Below are 16,939 nucleotides of genomic sequence, written 5' to 3'. Positions count from 1 at the left end.
CTTGGAATACGAACTGCAGGATATCCGATCTTTTGTGAAGATCGCCGAACTTGGCAGCTTTCACGAAGCTGCCGATGTGCTGCACATTTCGCAACCAGCGCTCACCCGACGCATCAAGAAACTGGAACAGGGCCTGGGCACTTCGTTGCTGGATCGCACCACGCGACGGGTGAGTCTGACGAGCGTAGGCCGGGATTTCTTTCCCAAGGCGCGACGGCTGCTGGATGATTTCGAGGATTCGATTCTCAATATCCGTGAACTGGCCGAACGTCAGATCGGTCAGGTCACCCTCGCCTGCATCCCGACGGCCGCATTCTATTTTCTGCCCAGCGTGATACGGCTGTACAACGAACGTTATCCACAGATCCGCATCCGCCTGCTCGACCTGAGTGCCAACGAAGGTCTGGAAGCGGTGCTGCGGGGCGAGGCGGATTTCGGCATCAACATGATGAGCGGGCAGCATCCGGACATTGAGTTCGTGCCGCTGGTGAAAGAGCAGTTCGTGCTGGCGTGCCGACGTGATCATGAACTGGCCCAGCGCGAATCCGTGGCCTGGATCGAGCTGAGCGAGTATCGGCTGATCGGTGTAGGACGCTTGAGTGGTAACCGGATGATCCTCGACCATGCATTGGCCGGATTGAGCTGGCGTCCTAAGTGGTTCTACGAGGTGCAGCATTTGTCCACGTCGCTGGGGATGGTCGAGGCAGGTCTCGGCATCTCGGCGATGCCCAGCCTGGCAATGCCGGCCGACGATCATCCGACGCTGGTGAGCGTTCCGCTGGTTGACCCGGTTGTGATCAGAACCTTGGGGCTCGTCTCGAGGCGCGGCGCATCCCTGTCCCCTGCTGCCGAGAAGTTTGTAGCGATGTTGCTGGAGCAGTGGCCGCAATAGCGGCTGGCGAACTATGAATAAGTCGCCGAGGGGCGAAAAGGTGACTTGAGCCACGCGCTTGGCTCACTGAATCCGCAGTCTGTGCCATTTGTGACGCGGAGCGTCACGGGCGGCATGCCCACTTCAGAGCGATGGGCACGATCAGTGTTGAGGCAGACTGGCGATACGTTGCCTGACAGCGGGCTGCCTTCAGATACTCGATCATCCTGTAGATACTTCAATGCGCAAACAGCAACCGGCATTCAAGACCCGGAGTGCTGTCGACGAAGGCGATATCGTCTGTGAGCTGCCGGACCAGTGAGCGGATGATGTGCTTTTAACATCACCTTGGTCGGCGATTTATGGAATGATCGCGTGTCAGTGATGCTCACGTCAGACCCTGTGGCCGCAAAAGTTTTCGAATTGCACAACTTCTGCTCAGCAAAACTGCCTGATGAATAAGGCCTTGCAAACCAAGCGCGTAAACGAGTCGACCGTATGGATAATGATGCGCCTGACATGAGGCCAATACATTCAGAACAATCGGGTTCTTCAACTGAAGAAAACTTCGAGCAGATGCAGCTGGCACTGGACTCGGGCGCCGTCGTGGGCACCTGGATCTGGGACGTGCCCGGCGATCTGCTGGTGGCTGACGAGCGCTTTGCCCGCACCTTCGGATTACCCAGGCAAACTTGCCGTGAAGGCCTGCCGCTCGAGTGCGTGATGACCTCCATCCACCCTGACGACGTTATCAGGGTCGGGGACGCCATCAAGGACATCCTGAACAGCGGCGACATCTTCCGTTGCGAGTACCGGGTCAAGCACAAGGATGGCGGTTATCGCTGGGTGGAAGCCAACAGTCGTATAGAACGCGACTCAGAGGGCCAGGCCGTACGCTGCCCCGGCGTACTGCTGGATATCGAAGCACGCCGCGCCGCCGAACAGGAGCGGGACCGTCTGACCTCGCTGCTGCGTATCTTCACCGCAGCGGTTCCCGGCGTTGTCTACGCCAAGGATCTGGAAGGCCGGATGCTGGTCGCCAATCGCGGCACGGAAACGCTGATCGGCAAGCCGCCGGAATTCTTCATCGGCAAGACCGACATGGACTTTCTGGAGGACAAGGATCAGGCGCGGATCATCATGCAGACCGACCGCCGGATCATGGACGGCAACACCAGCGAGCAGATCGAGGAGCAGGTCAACCTGCCCGATGGCTCGGCCGCCACGTTCCTGTCCACCAAGGCCCCGCTGCTCAACGACGACGGGGAAGTCATCGGCCTGATTGGCTCGTCCATCGATGTGACGGCCAGAAAGCAGGCCGAAGTGGCCGTCAAGGAACTCAATCAGACGCTGGAACAACGCATCGAGCAGGCCATTCACGAACGTGAACAGATCGAAGATGCCTTGCGGCACGCCCAGAAGATGGACGCCGTGGGACAACTCACCGGCGGCATCGCCCACGACTTCAATAACCTGCTGGCCGGCATCTCGGGCAGTCTGGAAATGATCCAGACCCGCATGGCCCAGGGACGTCTGGCCGATGTGGACAAATATGTGAGCGTGGCTCAGGGTGCCGTTCGACGAGCCGCATCATTGACGCATCGTCTGCTGGCCTTTTCCCGACGCCAGACGCTGTCCCCTGAAGTCACCAACGTGAACACCCTCATTCACGGCATGGAAGAACTCATTGGCCGTACAGTCGGCCCGTCCATCGAGCTTCAAGTCGTTGCAGGAGACAACGTCTGGCCGGCGCTGATCGACCATGCGCAGCTGGAAAATTCCCTGCTCAACCTGTGCCTGAACGCACGGGATGCCATGCCCAACGGCGGCCGAATCATCATCGAGACTTCCAACGCTTCGCTGGATGAATGCATCGACCCGGACCACGGCATCACGGCTGGCGATCATCTGAGTATTCGCGTGACGGACACCGGCACCGGCATGAGTCCGGAGACCGTGGCCAAGGCATTCGAGCCGTTCTTCACCACCAAGCCGATTGGTGCGGGAACCGGCCTGGGTCTGTCGATGGTGTATGGCTTCGTAAGGCAGTCGGGCGGCCAGATCAAGGTCGAGTCGGTCGAAGGCCAGGGCACGACCATCGTGATGCACCTGCCTCGTCACCTTCCCGATGCGCAGCAGGAAACCACTGACAAGAGCAGTGACGAAACGCCGCTGCCCCACCACGGTGAGACGGTGCTGGTGGTCGACGACGAACCGTCGGTGCGAATGCTGGTCGTCGAGGTGCTTTCAACAGAAGGCTATCACGCGCTGGAAGCGGCCGATGCGCAGGCGGGCCTGGAGATTTTGCAGTCGGACATACACATCGACCTGCTGATCAGCGATGTCGGCCTGCCCGGTGGCATGAACGGCCGGGAAATGGCCGACGCCGCACGCACGAAACGCCCCGCCCTGCCCACGCTGTTCATCACTGGTTACGCCGAGACCTCGGCACTGGACGGCTGCCACCTGCAACCGAAGACGCAGATACTGACCAAGCCGTTCGGGCTGGAAGTGCTGGCATCCAGGATCAAGGAACTGATCAGCGAACGCAGCCAGGAGCAGGGTCAGCCACGCGCCTTCAAGTGAAGCATGGGGTAATGCTCATAGTGGCCTACCCTCTGCTTGACGACGGGGTCCTGTGACGTGAAGTCGCCGATCTCCTGATCATCGTTGATCTGATACAGCGAGACGCCGTAACCACCCTGCTCGTCCATGACTGGCCCGTGCGCGACAATCACATCCTTATCGAGCAGCTCGTTCAGATAAGCCCCGTGTTGCGCCATCAAAGCGCGTTCGATATCGGTCATCGTGGCGAGAAAGTCCGCGCGGGGCGGAAGGTATTTGCACAAATAGAACTTCATGAGCGATCACCTGCAAGATAGAAGGAATAGCGTCCGTGGCGTCCAGACTATCGAGCCGAGGCCACGCTTTTCAGGATCGAGCTTTCGAACATTTTAGGAGCATGATGCTGTAGAAACACGATCATTCCTGACATCTTGCCGACCGGATTGCGCAATGGCGGCCTGCGTGTACCCATTAGCCCGATGATTTTCTCCACCACTGCGTCAGGTGCTTCTGCCTCGTTCAAACCCTTTTGGGTAACGGCATCTACTCGGCCTCTGTACTGATCGTATGCCGCGATCCGCTGGCCTTTCGAAGCCACGGCATTGAGCCCAAGCTTTGTCTTGAACCAGACAGGCTCGACCATGCTCACCCTGATATCGAACGGGTCCAGCTCGAAGCGCAGCGACTTGAAGTAGCCTTCGACCGCGTGCTTGGACGCCGAGTAGTAGGACAGGTTGGGCGGCCCTATCAGGCCGACAATCGAGCTGACCGTGATGATCTGACTGCCCTTCTTCTCGCGCATGAACGGCAGCAACGCATTCGTCACCTTGACCGTGCCCCAGAAGTTGGTTTCGAACTGCTCCCGCGCGGCCTCGACAGGGGTTTCTTCGGCAATACCGGTCAGCATGTAACCGGCGTTATTGATCAGCACATCGACGCGCGGAATGTTCGTGAACAACTGCTCCAAAAAGAATTGGATGGACGCGTCATCGGTGACATCAAGACGCAGCAATTTGAAGGGGAAACGACCCGCGTGGTTCTGGGGATGACGGCTGGTGCCGATCACCTCGAAGCCTTGATCGTGAAGCCGGGTCGCGAGCAGCAGCCCAAAGCCTGAGGATGCGCCGGTAATCAACACTGTCTTTTTCATCTGAATGCCCTGAAGAGTCGCATGTGTGCCCGTTGTAAGGCTGCTCGGCGGGCTGTGACATCGAAGCGGTCCTGATGAGTCATCAAGTGCCCGACACATTTGCCCGTGACACCAGATTGCTCGTGCACCGGCCTTTTGACACTCGCGCAACGCGCCAGAATGACTGCCCAACGCGCCAATCTTCAGCGCGCCGCCTTGGCGTCATCGGCTATGGTGATGGCACGATCGGCTACCTAGACTGCCCTGCAACGTGCAGACATTTGAGTGAAAAGCCCATGAACGGCAAACGCAGCTCGGCGCTGGAATATTCGGTTTGGCCAGGATGGCGACTTCTGATGCAGGACGCTGGCGTGACCGCGCCTCCGGTACTGCGACGCGCGCAGTTGCCGGGTGACCTGTTCGCACGTCGCAGCGTGCGCCTGAATTCGGCCGAGTTCTTTCGGTTGTGGGAAGCCATCGAGGCCGAAGCCCAATCCCTGCAACCCACGGTTCCAACGCCCCTGCAGATCGCACGGGTCATGTCCGCGGACTGGTTCGATCCGGAATTGTTTGCCGCCCTGTGCAGCGCAAACATGAGAGCGGCCATGGAGCGCCTCGCCACCTACATACGGCTGATCGCACCGATGGCCATCCGCATGGTGCGCAACGATGAACACACCACCATCACGCTGGACTTCCTGACCGCTTCGCAGCCGCCACCGGCCGTGTTTCTGATTTTCAAGATGGTGCTGTTTGTGCAACTGGCACGGCTGGCCACTCGCACCCAGGTCAATCCGCTGCAGATCAGCTGGCCATTGCCGGACGATTTCGAGAAAGATTCAGACCTCTATGCAGCGTTTTTTGGCATCCCGGTCACGCACAGCGCCGTCACGATGCTGGTACTGGACAACGCCGACATGGATCGCCCGTTTCTGACCGAAAATCACAGAATGTGGCTGTTCTTCGAGCCCGACCTGCGCCAGCGCCTTTCGGATCTGGACAGAACCTGCGGCATGCTGGAACGGGTACGCAGCGCATTGCTGGAGAGCCTGCCGGCCGGGGAGGTCTCGATGCAGGCGGTCGGTCGCAAGCTGGGCGTGAGCACCCGCACCCTGCAGCGCAGGTTGCAAAGCGAAGGCACTACGTTTCAACAGAGACTCGACACCCTGCGTGAGTCGCTGGCCCACCATTACCTGCGCAACACGGCCATGTCGAGTGCGGAAATTTCGTTCCTGCTGGGGTTCGAAGACCCCAACTCGTTTGCCAGGGCCTTTCAGGCCTGGACAGGGAAAACGCCGGGTGCGGTTCGCAACGAGAAGGCTGCCGACGAGATCGATTACGAAGCGGGTTTGACGGTCTCGAAGCCCGGTCGGCGATAAATCAACGGACGTCTTCGACGTAGCGCTGGCAAACCTTCCCGAGTCGATAGCGGAGCCTGGCCTTATCGTTTAAGTCCGTTTTAGAACGCGAAACACGGGTATTGCAGCCAACCGGCAGCCCTCAGAAACCCTTCAGAAACTCCTACCAGAATCCGCTTTAAACCCTAAAAACAGAATGATCACTCTGTTTTAAAAAATGGTTATTTATTGCACTGAATTCTACTTTATGGATACTTTATTGATATTTATTAACTATTTAAGCAAATAAATCTCAATAAAATTATCTTTCAAACAATATAACTATTGAAATTTTTTAATATTCAACACAAAAACAGCGTCTTTTCTTTGCCGCCCGAGAACTTTATCCCCACACTGCGGCCTTAATGCTCGCCGTCGGCCCCCTACCCCCGTCCGACACACACTTATAGCCAACACACTCTATCTGGAGATTTCCCGATGGCCAGACGCTTGCTGCCTGTCGCCGCCGCTTTACTGACGTGCCTGATCAACTTCCCCGCTTCGGCTGCGGACCATCAGCCCCCCTCGCCCGCAACATCCGATGCGCTACGTGCGCAGGTCGATGCCAAGCGCCAGCACCTCACCGGTACTGACGCCGTGACCCAAAAGCAACCGACTGGCGAACAAGCCGTGCTGGACGCCCCTGTCGATACCGCAGATGCCCCTGTCGTGGATGAAAAAAAGCCGTGAGCGCTGCGTTGATTCGACCATCACTCAAGCCACTATCCGAGGAGTAGTACCGTGTCCATGATCAAACAAGGCCTGAGCCTGAGCGTTCTAGCGCTGAGCGTTGCCCAGGCAAGTGCGCTGTTTGCCGCCACCCCCATGACCGGCAACGAAGTAGAAGCGCGCGTCGGCGCAATGCTGGACAATATGACGCAATCGGAGAAGATCAATTTCTCTCGCGTCGACGACGGACGAATGATCCCCAAGCTGGACAAGTTCGGCCTGCAAGGCACTGTGGCCTATGACTCGTCGATGGGCGTTCTGGTCGGCGGCAAGACGTTCGGCGCGCAGTACCCGTCGCCGTCGGCTCTGGCTGCGACCTGGAGCATCAACCGGGCCAAGGAATTCGGTCTGGCGATCGGCTACGAAACCCGTATCGCAGGCGGCCAGCAGATGCTGTCTCCGGCCATCAACCTGTACCGCACGCCGTTCAACGGACGCTCCGCCGAGTACATGAGTGGCGAGGATCCCTTCCTTGGCGCGGTGCTGGCACCTGCGGTCACCAATGGTATTCAGGTGCAGGGCGTGCAGGCCGCCGCCAAGCATTACCTGATGAACGAACAGGAAGCCAACCGGCATTATCTGGACGTGAAGATCGACGAGCGCGCCATGCAGGAGCTGTATCTGCCGGGCTTCGAGTCGCTGGTAAAGAACGCCAACATCGCCTCGGTCATGTGCGGCTACAACAAGATCAACGGCGAGTATGCCTGCGAGAATCACCACCTGATCACCGACATTCTGAAAGGCCAGTGGGGCTTTCAGGGCAATGTCATGAGCGACTTCAACTCGGTTCAGGACGCGTTCAAAGGCGCTTGGGCAGGCACTGACATCGACATGCCGAGCGGCCTGCAGTTTACCGAAGCCAAACTGCTGCCTTACGTCTGGAATGGCCAGTTGCACCAGAACGTGATCGACGACAAGGTCCGCCGCAACCTCAGGGCGCTGGTGAGCTACGGCTTCGACAAGGGCATCAACAAGGCGCAGCCATTGGTGCATCGCGAATACGGTCAGGTCGCTGCGCTGAACGTGGCCCGGGAATCCATCGTGCTGCTGCGCAACGAACCGGTGGATGGACAGAAGCCGCTGCTGCCGCTAGCGAAAAATGCGAAAATTGCCGTCATCGGCGATCTGGCCGTTCAGCCACCGACGTCGCCGTTCGGGACCGCCTACTCCGTTCCGAGCAGCTACGTCACCGAGCTCAGTGGCCTGAAGCAACTGGCGTCGAACACGACCAATGTCGACTACATCAGCCAGATGAGCCTGAACCCGAAGTCCTCGGTCTGGTATCAGCCGGGCAGTGACAAACAGGCCATCAGCAACACAGGCGTCAAGGCCGAGTACTACGGCAACACGAACCTGTCCGGCGATCCGGTCGCCACGCGCATCGAGCCGGGCGTCAATCTGGACTGGATCACCAGCAGCAACGCGACCGATAACGGCACCAGCACCGTCAGCGGTTTCAACCCGGCAGCAGGCGCGTTCTCCGCCCGTTTCACCGGCAAGATCAAACCAACGATCACCGGCCCGCATGTGTTCAAGGTCCGGGCCGACGGCGCATACAAGCTGTGGATCAACGATGAGTTGGTGGCCGAAGACGAAGGCGGTCAGGTCTCGTTCGACCTGATTCCGGTCGTGCCTCGCACCGTCAAGACCGCCAGCCTGAAAGCCGGTAGCGAGTACAACGTGCGCCTGGAATATCGCCGACTCAAAGGCAACTTCACACCGGTGCTGGGCGGCATGAATGGCGTTCAGATGAGCTGGGCGTCGCTGCGTCCGCCGAAAAACCTGGCCGACTACGATGCCGTGGTCGTCGCCGCAGGCAGCAACTTCGAATACGAAGGCGAATCCCTCGACCATCCGTTCGAACTGCCACAGTTCCAGTCGGAACTGATCAGCTTCGTGCAGAAGGCCAATCCGAAAACCATCGTGGTGATGCACGGCGGTGGCGGCATGGACATGCAGCCGTGGGCCAACAAGGTTGCAGCGTCGTTGCACGCCTGGTTCCCCGGCCAGCAAGGCGGTCAGGCACTGGCTGAAATCCTGTTCGGCAAGGTCAACCCGTCCGGCAAGCTGCCGATCACCCTGGACAAGAAGGCCGAGGACAACCCGAGCTACGCCTCGTACAAGGATCCTGTGCCGTACTATTTCAGCAGTGCCAACCCGCCCACTGAAATGACCTACAGCGAGGGCTTGTATCTGGGCTATCGCGGTTACGACAAGAAGCACACCAAACCGCTGTATCCGTTTGGTTTCGGTCTGTCTTACACGACGTATGAGTACAGCGACCTGAAACTGTCGAGCAACGTGCTGGCGCCCGGTTCGACCATCAACGCGACGTTCACGATCACCAACACCGGTGACAAGGCCGGGTTCGAAGTCGCTCAGTTGTACGTGCAACCATCGAAGCCACAGGTTGATCGTCCGGAGAAGGAACTCAAAGGTTTCTCCAAGATTTACCTGAAGCCGGGCGAAAGCAAGACCGTCACCATTGCGCTGGACTCGCGTTCGTTCGCTTACTACTCGCCGGATTCGGTGAGCTGGAATGTGGACCCTGGCAAGTTCAAGGTGCTGGTCGGCAAGGACTCGGAAAACCTGGCTCTGAATCGCACCGTCGTCGCGCTCTACCCGGAGCAACTGACCACGCGTGATTCCAACCCTCTCCCCGTTCCGCTGCGCAAGGCCGTACAGGTCAAGCCGGAACAGGCTTACTGACAGGCAGCAATCGGTGGTCTTCGCGACCACCGATTGCCAACCTGCTGCACAGCATCTTCTCTACTGGCGTACCCGCAGGTCCGACACCATTCGGTCGAGGAACCGGTTGAATGCGCCTTCGATGTCCACGTCGGCACGTGAACGAAGCCATTGGATCTGCATCCCGTCCATCATCGACGCCAGCTCGATGCTGACCTGTTTCACGTCGATATCCTCACGCACTTCGCCCGCCTGCACCAGCAGCTTCAACTGCGCCTGCAGATGGCTGTGGACGATATGAGAACGCTCGCAGAACCATCGATGCGCCGGATGAGTAACTGACAGGCTTTCGGTGTTGATGATCATCAGCGCCTGACTGACAGACGCATCTTCAATGCTGAATCGCATGATGAACCGCAGAAACGCGACAAAGCCTTCCAGCGTTGCCACCTGTTCGGCGTCCTGCAACCGTGTCGAGATGTACTGATCCCGATGGTCGAGCACCGCTTGCAGCAACGCCAGTTTGTTGGGGAAATGGTGAAGCAATCCGACCTGGGAAATACCCGCCACCTTGGCGATGTTCGACAGCGACGCACCGGCAAAGCCATCGCGGGCAAAGATCACCAGCGCTGCCTTGATGATATCGACCTTACGCAAATCCCCTTTCGGGATGCGACGACGTTTGGCGGCTGGCGCTGCGGCGGGATCGGGCACGTTTTCGGACATGATGAATTCGTTTACTTCACGTTTGAGTCGGCAGAAGCATACAGGCACAGCAACCCGTGCGCATGTGCACGAGAGTGTGCGGCTTAAGGCTCGCCATCCCAATAGTCCACATTCAGATCGACCCGCTGTCTGGCCACGAAAGCAGCGCCTTCACCGGACGCCATGGCCTGGTACTTGCCGGAGTCGGGGTACTCGCAGATCTCGGGTTTTTCACGGGTGCTGATCGACAGGTATTTCAGAGGTGCTGACGAGGTATTGATGATCTGGTGAGGGTACTGCGGCCCTGGCGGGATGAAGATCACATCGCCAGTCCTGATGGGCAGCATCTGGTCTGCAACCCGCAGGCTGCCTTCACCTTCAATGACGACGAACATTTCCTCCTGCGCATGATGAAAATGATAAGGGCAGGAGCGCTTGCCCGGCGCAACGATATCGATGGAGGCGCCCAACTTGCTGGCGGCCGTTCCCGTTGCCAACTGCCCTGCCAGACTTTCATACAACGGGTCGCGAACCTGCTTTTCAAGCGAGACCTCATTGATGTTGCGGATCAGGCGGGAAGCCAGTTCAAGCGAGGTGTCATGTGTCATTGCTGCACAGCCCGAGACAGTCGAGAAGTAGTCATCTTAGACCATCAAGTTACCGAGCATCTGTCAACTTTATGCCGTCAAAATATCAACTTTCGTCTTTTAAAGCGTTATAAATTACGACCAAAATCCAAATAAAAAATATTTAAAAACAGAGAGTTAATAAAATTATTTCACAATATTTCGAATAGTTAACGCTCGCCCCTCAAGTTCACCAAGGCACAGTCGAAACCATGATATCTAAATGGCATCACTTAAAAATTTTGAACACTGCCGCTCTTCTCACAAAAAAATCATCGGACTGCCAGGGAGGCAAGTTTCAGGACTGACACCATGCTCAACAAGCTCAGCATTTCGCAGAAGCTTTACTTCAGCTTTATCGCTATCGTCGTGCTTATCGCCGTTCTGGTGGCCAGTGCCTACAGGGGATTCGAGGAGGTTGAGGACGCTACCAACAGTAACGTGCACACCTACAAAGTCCTCAGCGAAGCGCAACTGGCTCTGGAACAACTGATCAATATCGAGACCGGCATGCGCGGCTTTGTCATTGCCTCGAAAGATGCGTTTCTCGAGCCGCTTGTCATGGGTGAAAAACGCTTCACCGAAGAGCTGGATATGCTCAAACAGCTGACGGCCGATAATCCTGAACAACAGCGACGCCTCGCTTCTCTGGGAGACACCTACAAGCGCTGGCTTGAAGATGACGTCAACGCCATCGTTGCCATGCGCAGGGATCTGACCGCGCGCAATCTGCCTGATGATGAACTGGACAAGCGCATCACCTCCGGTGCCGACAAAGCCAAGATGGACAGCATGCGTGCAACCCTGGCCGAAATCAGCGCCGCGGAAAACGTGCTGCTGGTCGTCAGAACCCAGAACATGGTCGACGCCAAGCACTTCGCACTGCTGGTTCTGATATGCGGCGGCATTGCGGCCGCGCTCCTTTCCGCGATTTTGGCAACGGTACTGGGCCGCAGCACCACAGCACGCCTGCAATTGGCCATCGACGCCGCCACAGCGATTGCCGATGGCAGGCTGGACACGGTCATCGACACCAGCAGCCATGACGAATTGCCCAAAGCCTTCGACCGGATGCAGAAGCGCCTGCGCGAGATGATTCAACAGATCAGCCAGGCATCGAATCAATTGGTGGTGTCCGTACAGCAGATTTCCGGTGCTTCCGAACAACTGTCCGGCGCCATCCAGGAGCAGTCCACCTCGGCTTCGATGATGGCCGCCACCATCGAAGAGCTGACCGTCAGCATTCACCATGTTTCCGAAAACGCCGACGAAGCCCATCAGATCGCCAGCCGTTCGGGTGAGCAATCCAAAGAGGGTGCGCAGGTCATCGAAAATACGCTGTCGAGCATGAACGGCATTGCCAGGACCGTGCAGCATTCATCGACGCAGGTTTCAGGCCTGGGCCAGCACTCCGAGCATATTTCATCGATCATCAGCGTGATTCAGGGCATCGCCGATCAGACCAACCTGCTGGCGCTCAATGCCGCCATCGAAGCTGCACGGGCTGGCGAACAGGGACGCGGGTTTGCCGTCGTGGCCGACGAGGTGCGCCTGCTGGCACAGAACACAGGCAAATCGACCAAAGAGATTGCCGGCATGATCGAGAAAATCCAGGCCGGCGTCAGAGAGACCGTCGAGAGCATGCGCAGCGGCGTGCTGGAAGTTAACAACGGCGTGGAAATGGCAGGCAATGCAGGTCAGGCGATCATCGAAATCCGCGACAGCTCCAGCAAGGTTTTGCATGTGGTGGACCAGATATCCTTTGCCTTGCGCGAGCAAACCGTCGCCAGCCAGGATGTCGCTCGCAGCGTGGAGCGTTCCGCACAAATGGCAGAACAGAACAACATGTCCGTTCAGGAATTGCTCAAGACCAGCGGTGGATTGAAAAATCTCGCGACCAGTCTGCAGCAGGAAGTGGGCAGGTTCAGGCTGTAAGACTGATTGCCGAAAAAGTGCTGAACTCTGCTTCTGCCCGGAGGGGGTAGGAGCTCTCGCAGGTTACGACGACAGCGATGGGCTGCGCAGCGGGCCCAGGTTACATCTGACATACCGTGTGTGCAGGTCTTGCTGCCGGTTCCCGGCAGATCGCCGGCAAGCCGCCTCCCATAGTCCGGGGTTTGCTGCGCGACAGCGCTGAGTCGGAAATGGGCGAGGTCTCTTCCCAAAACTTCGCCGAGCCAGTCAGCGGTTTTTGCCCGATCAGGACATCACGTGTCTTCAGCTGGATTTCGTGCCTGACTCCCGCGCAACACGACCACGCCCAGCGGACCTGACCGGCACGCTGGCACCATGTTCCTGCCACCAGATCGTCAGCGCTTCCATGGTCGGTCCCAGCCCGCGGGCCTTTTCGGTGATTTCATATTCCACGCGCGGCGGCACTTCGGCGAACACGGTGCGCGTCAACAGCCCGTCTGCCTCAAGCTCGCGCAGTTGCGCGGTCAGCATGTGTTGGGTGATGCCGGGAATGGCCTTGCGCAGTTCGCCAAAACGATAGACGCGCTGATTGATCAGCCACATGATTTCCAGCTTCCATTTGCCTGACAGCAATGAGAATGCGCGGCGCATTTCTTCATGCATGTTCAAATGGGCGCTGGTATTAGTCAGGTTTTCCATACTAATCCACCTTATTTCATCCTACTTGTCAGTTTTCATACGAGTCTACATTCTCGCCGTCTGTCGAATACAAACAATAGCGAGAACCTTATGACTCTCTACGTTTACTGGACCAGCACCGCCCTGCTGTCGCTGCTGTATTTCGCGTCGGCGCTCATGTACGTCACAAAACAAACCTATGTACGTGAAGCCCAGGCTGAACTGGGCTATTCAGCCACGGGACTTATCCCCTTCATGATCGCGGTAAAAGTGCTCGGCCCTGCGGTAATTCTGTCGCGCTTCAACGTGGCACTCAGTGACCTTGCCTACGCAGGCATCCTTTATCACTTGATCCTGTCCGCCATGGCTCACTTGAACGTGCGCAAACCCAAGGGCGCCATTCCGGCGGCGATGGGCCTGGTGTTTCTGGCGATATCGTTCATGACACAAAATGACGCTCGCCAACTTGCATCGCCTTACGCATCCGCTTCAACCTTCTTTCAAACAACATTCAGCCATTGAGCTGAACACTCGGCAAGGCCCACAACTGCGACGATTCGCCACACGCGACCGATGCTTGCAAAGCAGCGGCGGTGATAGAGTTGCGCCCCATGAAAATAACCCGTGATGAAAGGTCGCTTATTGCATGGACGCTCTACGCCAGCGTCCTGCTGAGCCTTTTCTTCTGCGGTTTGCATCACGGACAAATGAGCGGTCTGGCACTCAGCGGCCTGAACGGGGGTTACTGTTCGCTGGATGGCTCAGACAGCGCGGGCCTGGACGCCAGCGAGTCTGATCAGAAGCAGCACGCACTCCCCCAACTGTCCTGCCCGGTGTGTTCCTCCTTCACTGTGCTGACGGCCAGCCACGCCTGCGACTGGATGCTGAATCTGGCTCCGGCAAAAAGCATTTCACCGATCACCGTCCGCTCCTGGGCGCAGCCGCCTCCGCGCTACCTGTGGCCCGCCGTCAGCCCCCGCTCGCCTCCTCTTCCGTTCCTCGCTGTGTGACTTGACCCAACCTGAACCCTCGGGCGCGCTTATGCGTGCACGTCGGGACAGCGTCACTTTTTTGCGTGGAATACGCCGCTCATGAAAACACCCCGTGCCTCATACCCTGCATCGCCCGTCATGCTGTCCTGCCTTTTTGCCTTCACGCCACTCAGCGAGGCGATCGCCGAAACCCGTGGCAGCGCAGATTCGGTCGTTACGCTCGGTGCCGTAGACGTTTCAGCAGGCCAGAACGGCCCGCTGGCCAGCCGCAATATCCTCAGCTCAGTCGATGTACTGGGTGCCGACATCCTGGAAAAACAGCCCGTGCATTACAGCTGGGAACTGTTCGGTCGGGTTCCGGGAGTGATGCTGACGCAGTTCAACCAGGGCACCACCTCGGGCAAGCTCTCGTTTCGCGGCTTCAATGGCGAAGGCGAAGTCAACGCGGTCAAGTTGTTGATCGATGGCATTCCGAGTAACACCAATGACGGCAACATGCCGTTCATTGACATGATCTTTCCGCTGGAAATCGACAGCATCGAAGTGGTGCGCGGCACCAATGACCCGCGATACGGCCTGCACAACATCGCCGGTAACGCGAGCATCAACACCCGCCAGGGCGGTAACGACGGCAAACTTCGATTGCGCTACGGCAGTTTCGATACTCGCGAACTGCAACTGGTCAAAGGCGTCGAGCAAGGCAACTGGAGCCAGAACTATTCGTTCAGCTATCAGGGCAGCGAGGGTTATCGCCATCACGCCGACGCCGAACGCATGAGCTTTTCCGGTAAGTGGTTTTACACCGCCGACGATGAAAGCTGGCGCGCAGGACTCACTGCCCGCCACTACACGGTGGATGCCGACGAGGCCGGTTACTTGAGCCGGCTCGACGCGCGCGACCATGCTCGCCAGTCCTACGCCAACAACGCCACTGACACCGGCGAGCGTGAAATGAACCAGCTCAGCCTGCATCTGGACGCGACGCTGTCAGAGACGTTGAGCTGGTCCAGCAAAGCCTATGTGAACACCTTCGAAGACCGACGCTGGACGCAATACTGGCGCACCTCGTCGCAACAGGAACGCTACAGCGACGAGACGCAATATGGCGCGCTGAGCAGCCTGACCTGGCGTCCCGAGGTCGAGCATCTGTACGCCTTCGCGCTGGAAGGTGGCGCAGAAGTGCAGCGTCAGCAGAACCAGAGCCTCAGGTATCGAACCCTGCAACGTTCGCGGCTGGCGCAGACGCGCGACCAGCAATTCGACCTGGACGTTTACGGCGCATACGTACAGGCGGTGATCGAGCCGTTCAAATCGCTGAAGATCATTCCGGCGTACCGCGTCGACAAAGTCTATGGCGACTACACCAACGAGCTGACCGGCGAGCGAGCCGACGTCAACGACTACGGCCAGATTCGGCAGCCCAAACTCAGCGTGGTCTATTCCCCCTGGGAACAGACGAGCGTGTACGCCAACTGGGGGCGCAGTTATCAGATTGGCGTCGGCTCGGCGGCGTATCGCCTGGCGACGCAGGCTGATGACTTGAAGCCCTCGATCAACGACGGCTGGGAAACCGGGATCAAATTCCAGCCTGTCGATTGGGTCAACGGACGCATCGCGTACTGGGAGCAGAAAGCTTCGGATGAAGTGCAGCGCAAGCTCAACGACGCCGTGGGTGATGCCGAAAACGTCGGGCAAACCCTGCGCAAGGGTTGGGATGTGCAACTCAATGTCTACCCCACCGACGCCAGCAGCCTGTGGCTGTCCTATTCCAGGCAGTTCTCCGAAATCCTCAAACCCAACCCCAATCTTCCGGCCAGCAAAGGCAAGGAGATGGATCACGTCCCCCACCATCTCTACAGCGCAGGCTCGGCGTATAGGCTGACGCCCAAACTCGAAGTCTCGACCTGGATCAACGGACAGAGCGACTACTATTTGGAACGAACCAACAGCACCGGCAAATACGGCAGTTATGTATTGATCAACCTCGGGGCAACGTACCAGCTTTCACCTGAGCTGAGCCTGGATGTTCAGGCGAAGAACATCGCGAACAAATACTACGAATACGTGTGGTACGACTCCAGCAGCGGTGTGGAGCAGTCGCTGCATGCGCCTGGCGATGGTCGCGCGATCTATGCGGGTTTGACGCTGGACTTCTAAAGGACCTGTCAGACGTTCAATAAAAAGCGCTCGTTGCAGCCGTGTGCAACGAGCGCTTCAAGAAACGGCTGTTCTGTCTGGAGACCCGACAGTGATTGACGCTTCGCAATCTGTTCAGCAAGGGATATCGAATACGATCCTGCTCGATCGGGACACCAACAGCTGGATCAGCGCCTGCAATTGCGGCGATGAAAAATGGTCGTGCATGGAGCCTGAATCACGCCAGACACATTCGACGATCCATCCGTGCGGACCTCGGGTTTTTCTCAGTTCACAACCTGCGCACTGTTCCGACTGTTGCGCGATAGCCGACAACATGGCCGATATCTCGTGGTTGAGATCAGCGTCCATTCTTGCCTCGAATTCCATGATGCTACTGACCAGACGTGACATGGCGTCAGTTCTCCGAACCTTGCAAAAAGATCAACGTGTACGGGGCAGTGCCCGAAGCTGCCGAAGAAAGCAGAATCAGGATAAATCGACCTTTG

Annotated in this window: 15 protein-coding genes; 9 read left to right on the top strand and 6 right to left on the bottom strand. The window is 57.9% G+C overall.

The window, feature by feature from the left end; genetic code table 11:
* Position 1 precedes the first annotated feature (1 nt).
* A complete protein-coding gene (locus tag CFBP1590_RS08470; protein WP_088234833.1) occupies positions 2–892 on the top strand; it encodes a LysR family transcriptional regulator in 891 nt (296 codons plus the stop codon).
* Positions 893–1,369: 477 nt separating this feature from the next.
* On the top strand, positions 1,370–3,457 hold the full coding sequence (locus tag CFBP1590_RS08465; protein WP_088234832.1) for a hybrid sensor histidine kinase/response regulator: 2,088 nt from the start codon (positions 1,370–1,372) through the stop codon (positions 3,455–3,457).
* Here the strand turns inward: CFBP1590_RS08465 and CFBP1590_RS08460 are convergent.
* On the bottom strand, positions 3,436–3,732 hold the full coding sequence (locus CFBP1590_RS08460) for a YciI family protein (RefSeq protein ID WP_058430959.1): 297 nt from the start codon (positions 3,730–3,732) through the stop codon (positions 3,436–3,438). The two genes, CFBP1590_RS08465 and CFBP1590_RS08460, sit on opposite strands and share 22 nt — an antisense overlap.
* Positions 3,733–3,779: 47 nt before the next feature.
* On the bottom strand, positions 3,780–4,586 hold the full coding sequence (locus CFBP1590_RS08455) for an SDR family NAD(P)-dependent oxidoreductase (protein ID WP_088234831.1): 807 nt from the start codon (positions 4,584–4,586) through the stop codon (positions 3,780–3,782).
* A gap of 275 nt (positions 4,587–4,861) precedes the next feature.
* Between CFBP1590_RS08455 and CFBP1590_RS08450 the strand changes: the two genes are divergently transcribed.
* The 3 genes from CFBP1590_RS08450 (at position 4,862) to CFBP1590_RS08440 (ending at position 9,400) form a co-directional block, all read left to right on the top strand.
* Positions 4,862–5,944, top strand: a complete 1,083-nt coding sequence (locus CFBP1590_RS08450; protein WP_088234830.1) for a helix-turn-helix domain-containing protein — start codon at positions 4,862–4,864, stop codon at positions 5,942–5,944.
* Positions 5,945–6,400: 456 nt separating this feature from the next.
* Positions 6,401–6,652, top strand: a complete 252-nt coding sequence (locus CFBP1590_RS08445) for a hypothetical protein (RefSeq protein WP_058430958.1) — start codon at positions 6,401–6,403, stop codon at positions 6,650–6,652.
* A gap of 57 nt (positions 6,653–6,709) precedes the next feature.
* Positions 6,710–9,400: a beta-glucosidase gene (locus CFBP1590_RS08440; RefSeq protein WP_088234829.1), complete on the top strand. Its 2,691-nt coding sequence runs from the start codon at positions 6,710–6,712 to the stop codon at positions 9,398–9,400.
* Between the two features lie 60 nt (positions 9,401–9,460).
* Here CFBP1590_RS08440 and CFBP1590_RS08435 read toward each other — a convergent pair whose 3' ends face one another.
* Positions 9,461–10,105 carry a TetR/AcrR family transcriptional regulator gene (locus tag CFBP1590_RS08435; protein ID WP_088234828.1) on the bottom strand — a complete coding sequence of 215 codons (645 nt, stop codon included), beginning with the start codon at positions 10,103–10,105 and terminating at the stop codon, positions 9,461–9,463.
* Between the two features lie 83 nt (positions 10,106–10,188).
* Positions 10,189–10,692 (bottom strand): cupin domain-containing protein, encoded by a 504-nt coding sequence (locus CFBP1590_RS08430; protein WP_088234827.1) that lies wholly within the window; start codon positions 10,690–10,692, stop codon positions 10,189–10,191.
* Between the two features lie 330 nt (positions 10,693–11,022).
* Between CFBP1590_RS08430 and CFBP1590_RS08425 the strand changes: the two genes are divergently transcribed.
* Complete coding sequence (locus CFBP1590_RS08425) at positions 11,023–12,645, top strand: methyl-accepting chemotaxis protein (protein ID WP_058430954.1); 1,623 nt, start codon at positions 11,023–11,025, stop codon at positions 12,643–12,645.
* Positions 12,646–12,927: 282 nt separating this feature from the next.
* On the opposite strand, the gene CFBP1590_RS08420 is transcribed toward CFBP1590_RS08425, so the two are convergent.
* Positions 12,928–13,323 carry a winged helix-turn-helix transcriptional regulator gene (locus CFBP1590_RS08420; RefSeq protein ID WP_058430953.1) on the bottom strand — a complete coding sequence of 132 codons (396 nt, stop codon included), beginning with the start codon at positions 13,321–13,323 and terminating at the stop codon, positions 12,928–12,930.
* Positions 13,324–13,413: 90 nt separating this feature from the next.
* Between CFBP1590_RS08420 and CFBP1590_RS08415 the strand changes: the two genes are divergently transcribed.
* The 3 genes from CFBP1590_RS08415 (at position 13,414) to CFBP1590_RS08405 (ending at position 16,451) form a co-directional block, all read left to right on the top strand.
* Positions 13,414–13,824 (top strand): DoxX family protein, encoded by a 411-nt coding sequence (locus CFBP1590_RS08415; protein WP_058430952.1) that lies wholly within the window; start codon positions 13,414–13,416, stop codon positions 13,822–13,824.
* Between the two features lie 89 nt (positions 13,825–13,913).
* A complete protein-coding gene (locus CFBP1590_RS08410; RefSeq protein WP_058430951.1) occupies positions 13,914–14,312 on the top strand; it encodes a DUF2946 family protein in 399 nt (132 codons plus the stop codon).
* An 81-nt stretch (positions 14,313–14,393) separates the two neighbouring features.
* The gene (locus tag CFBP1590_RS08405) at positions 14,394–16,451 is read left to right on the top strand and encodes a TonB-dependent receptor (RefSeq protein WP_374729023.1); all 2,058 of its coding nucleotides are present in this window, start codon (positions 14,394–14,396) and stop codon (positions 16,449–16,451) included.
* Positions 16,452–16,565: 114 nt separating this feature from the next.
* On the opposite strand, the gene CFBP1590_RS08400 is transcribed toward CFBP1590_RS08405, so the two are convergent.
* Positions 16,566–16,844 carry an antibiotic biosynthesis monooxygenase family protein gene (locus CFBP1590_RS08400; RefSeq protein WP_032632517.1) on the bottom strand — a complete coding sequence of 93 codons (279 nt, stop codon included), beginning with the start codon at positions 16,842–16,844 and terminating at the stop codon, positions 16,566–16,568.
* Between the last annotated feature and the right edge of the window lie 95 nt (positions 16,845–16,939).

It is taken from the genome of Pseudomonas viridiflava (assembly GCF_900184295.1).
Classification (GTDB): domain Bacteria; phylum Pseudomonadota; class Gammaproteobacteria; order Pseudomonadales; family Pseudomonadaceae; genus Aquipseudomonas; species Aquipseudomonas viridiflava.
Note: the sequence above shows the minus strand (reverse complement) of the source record. Positions and strands in the feature narration are given on the sequence as shown.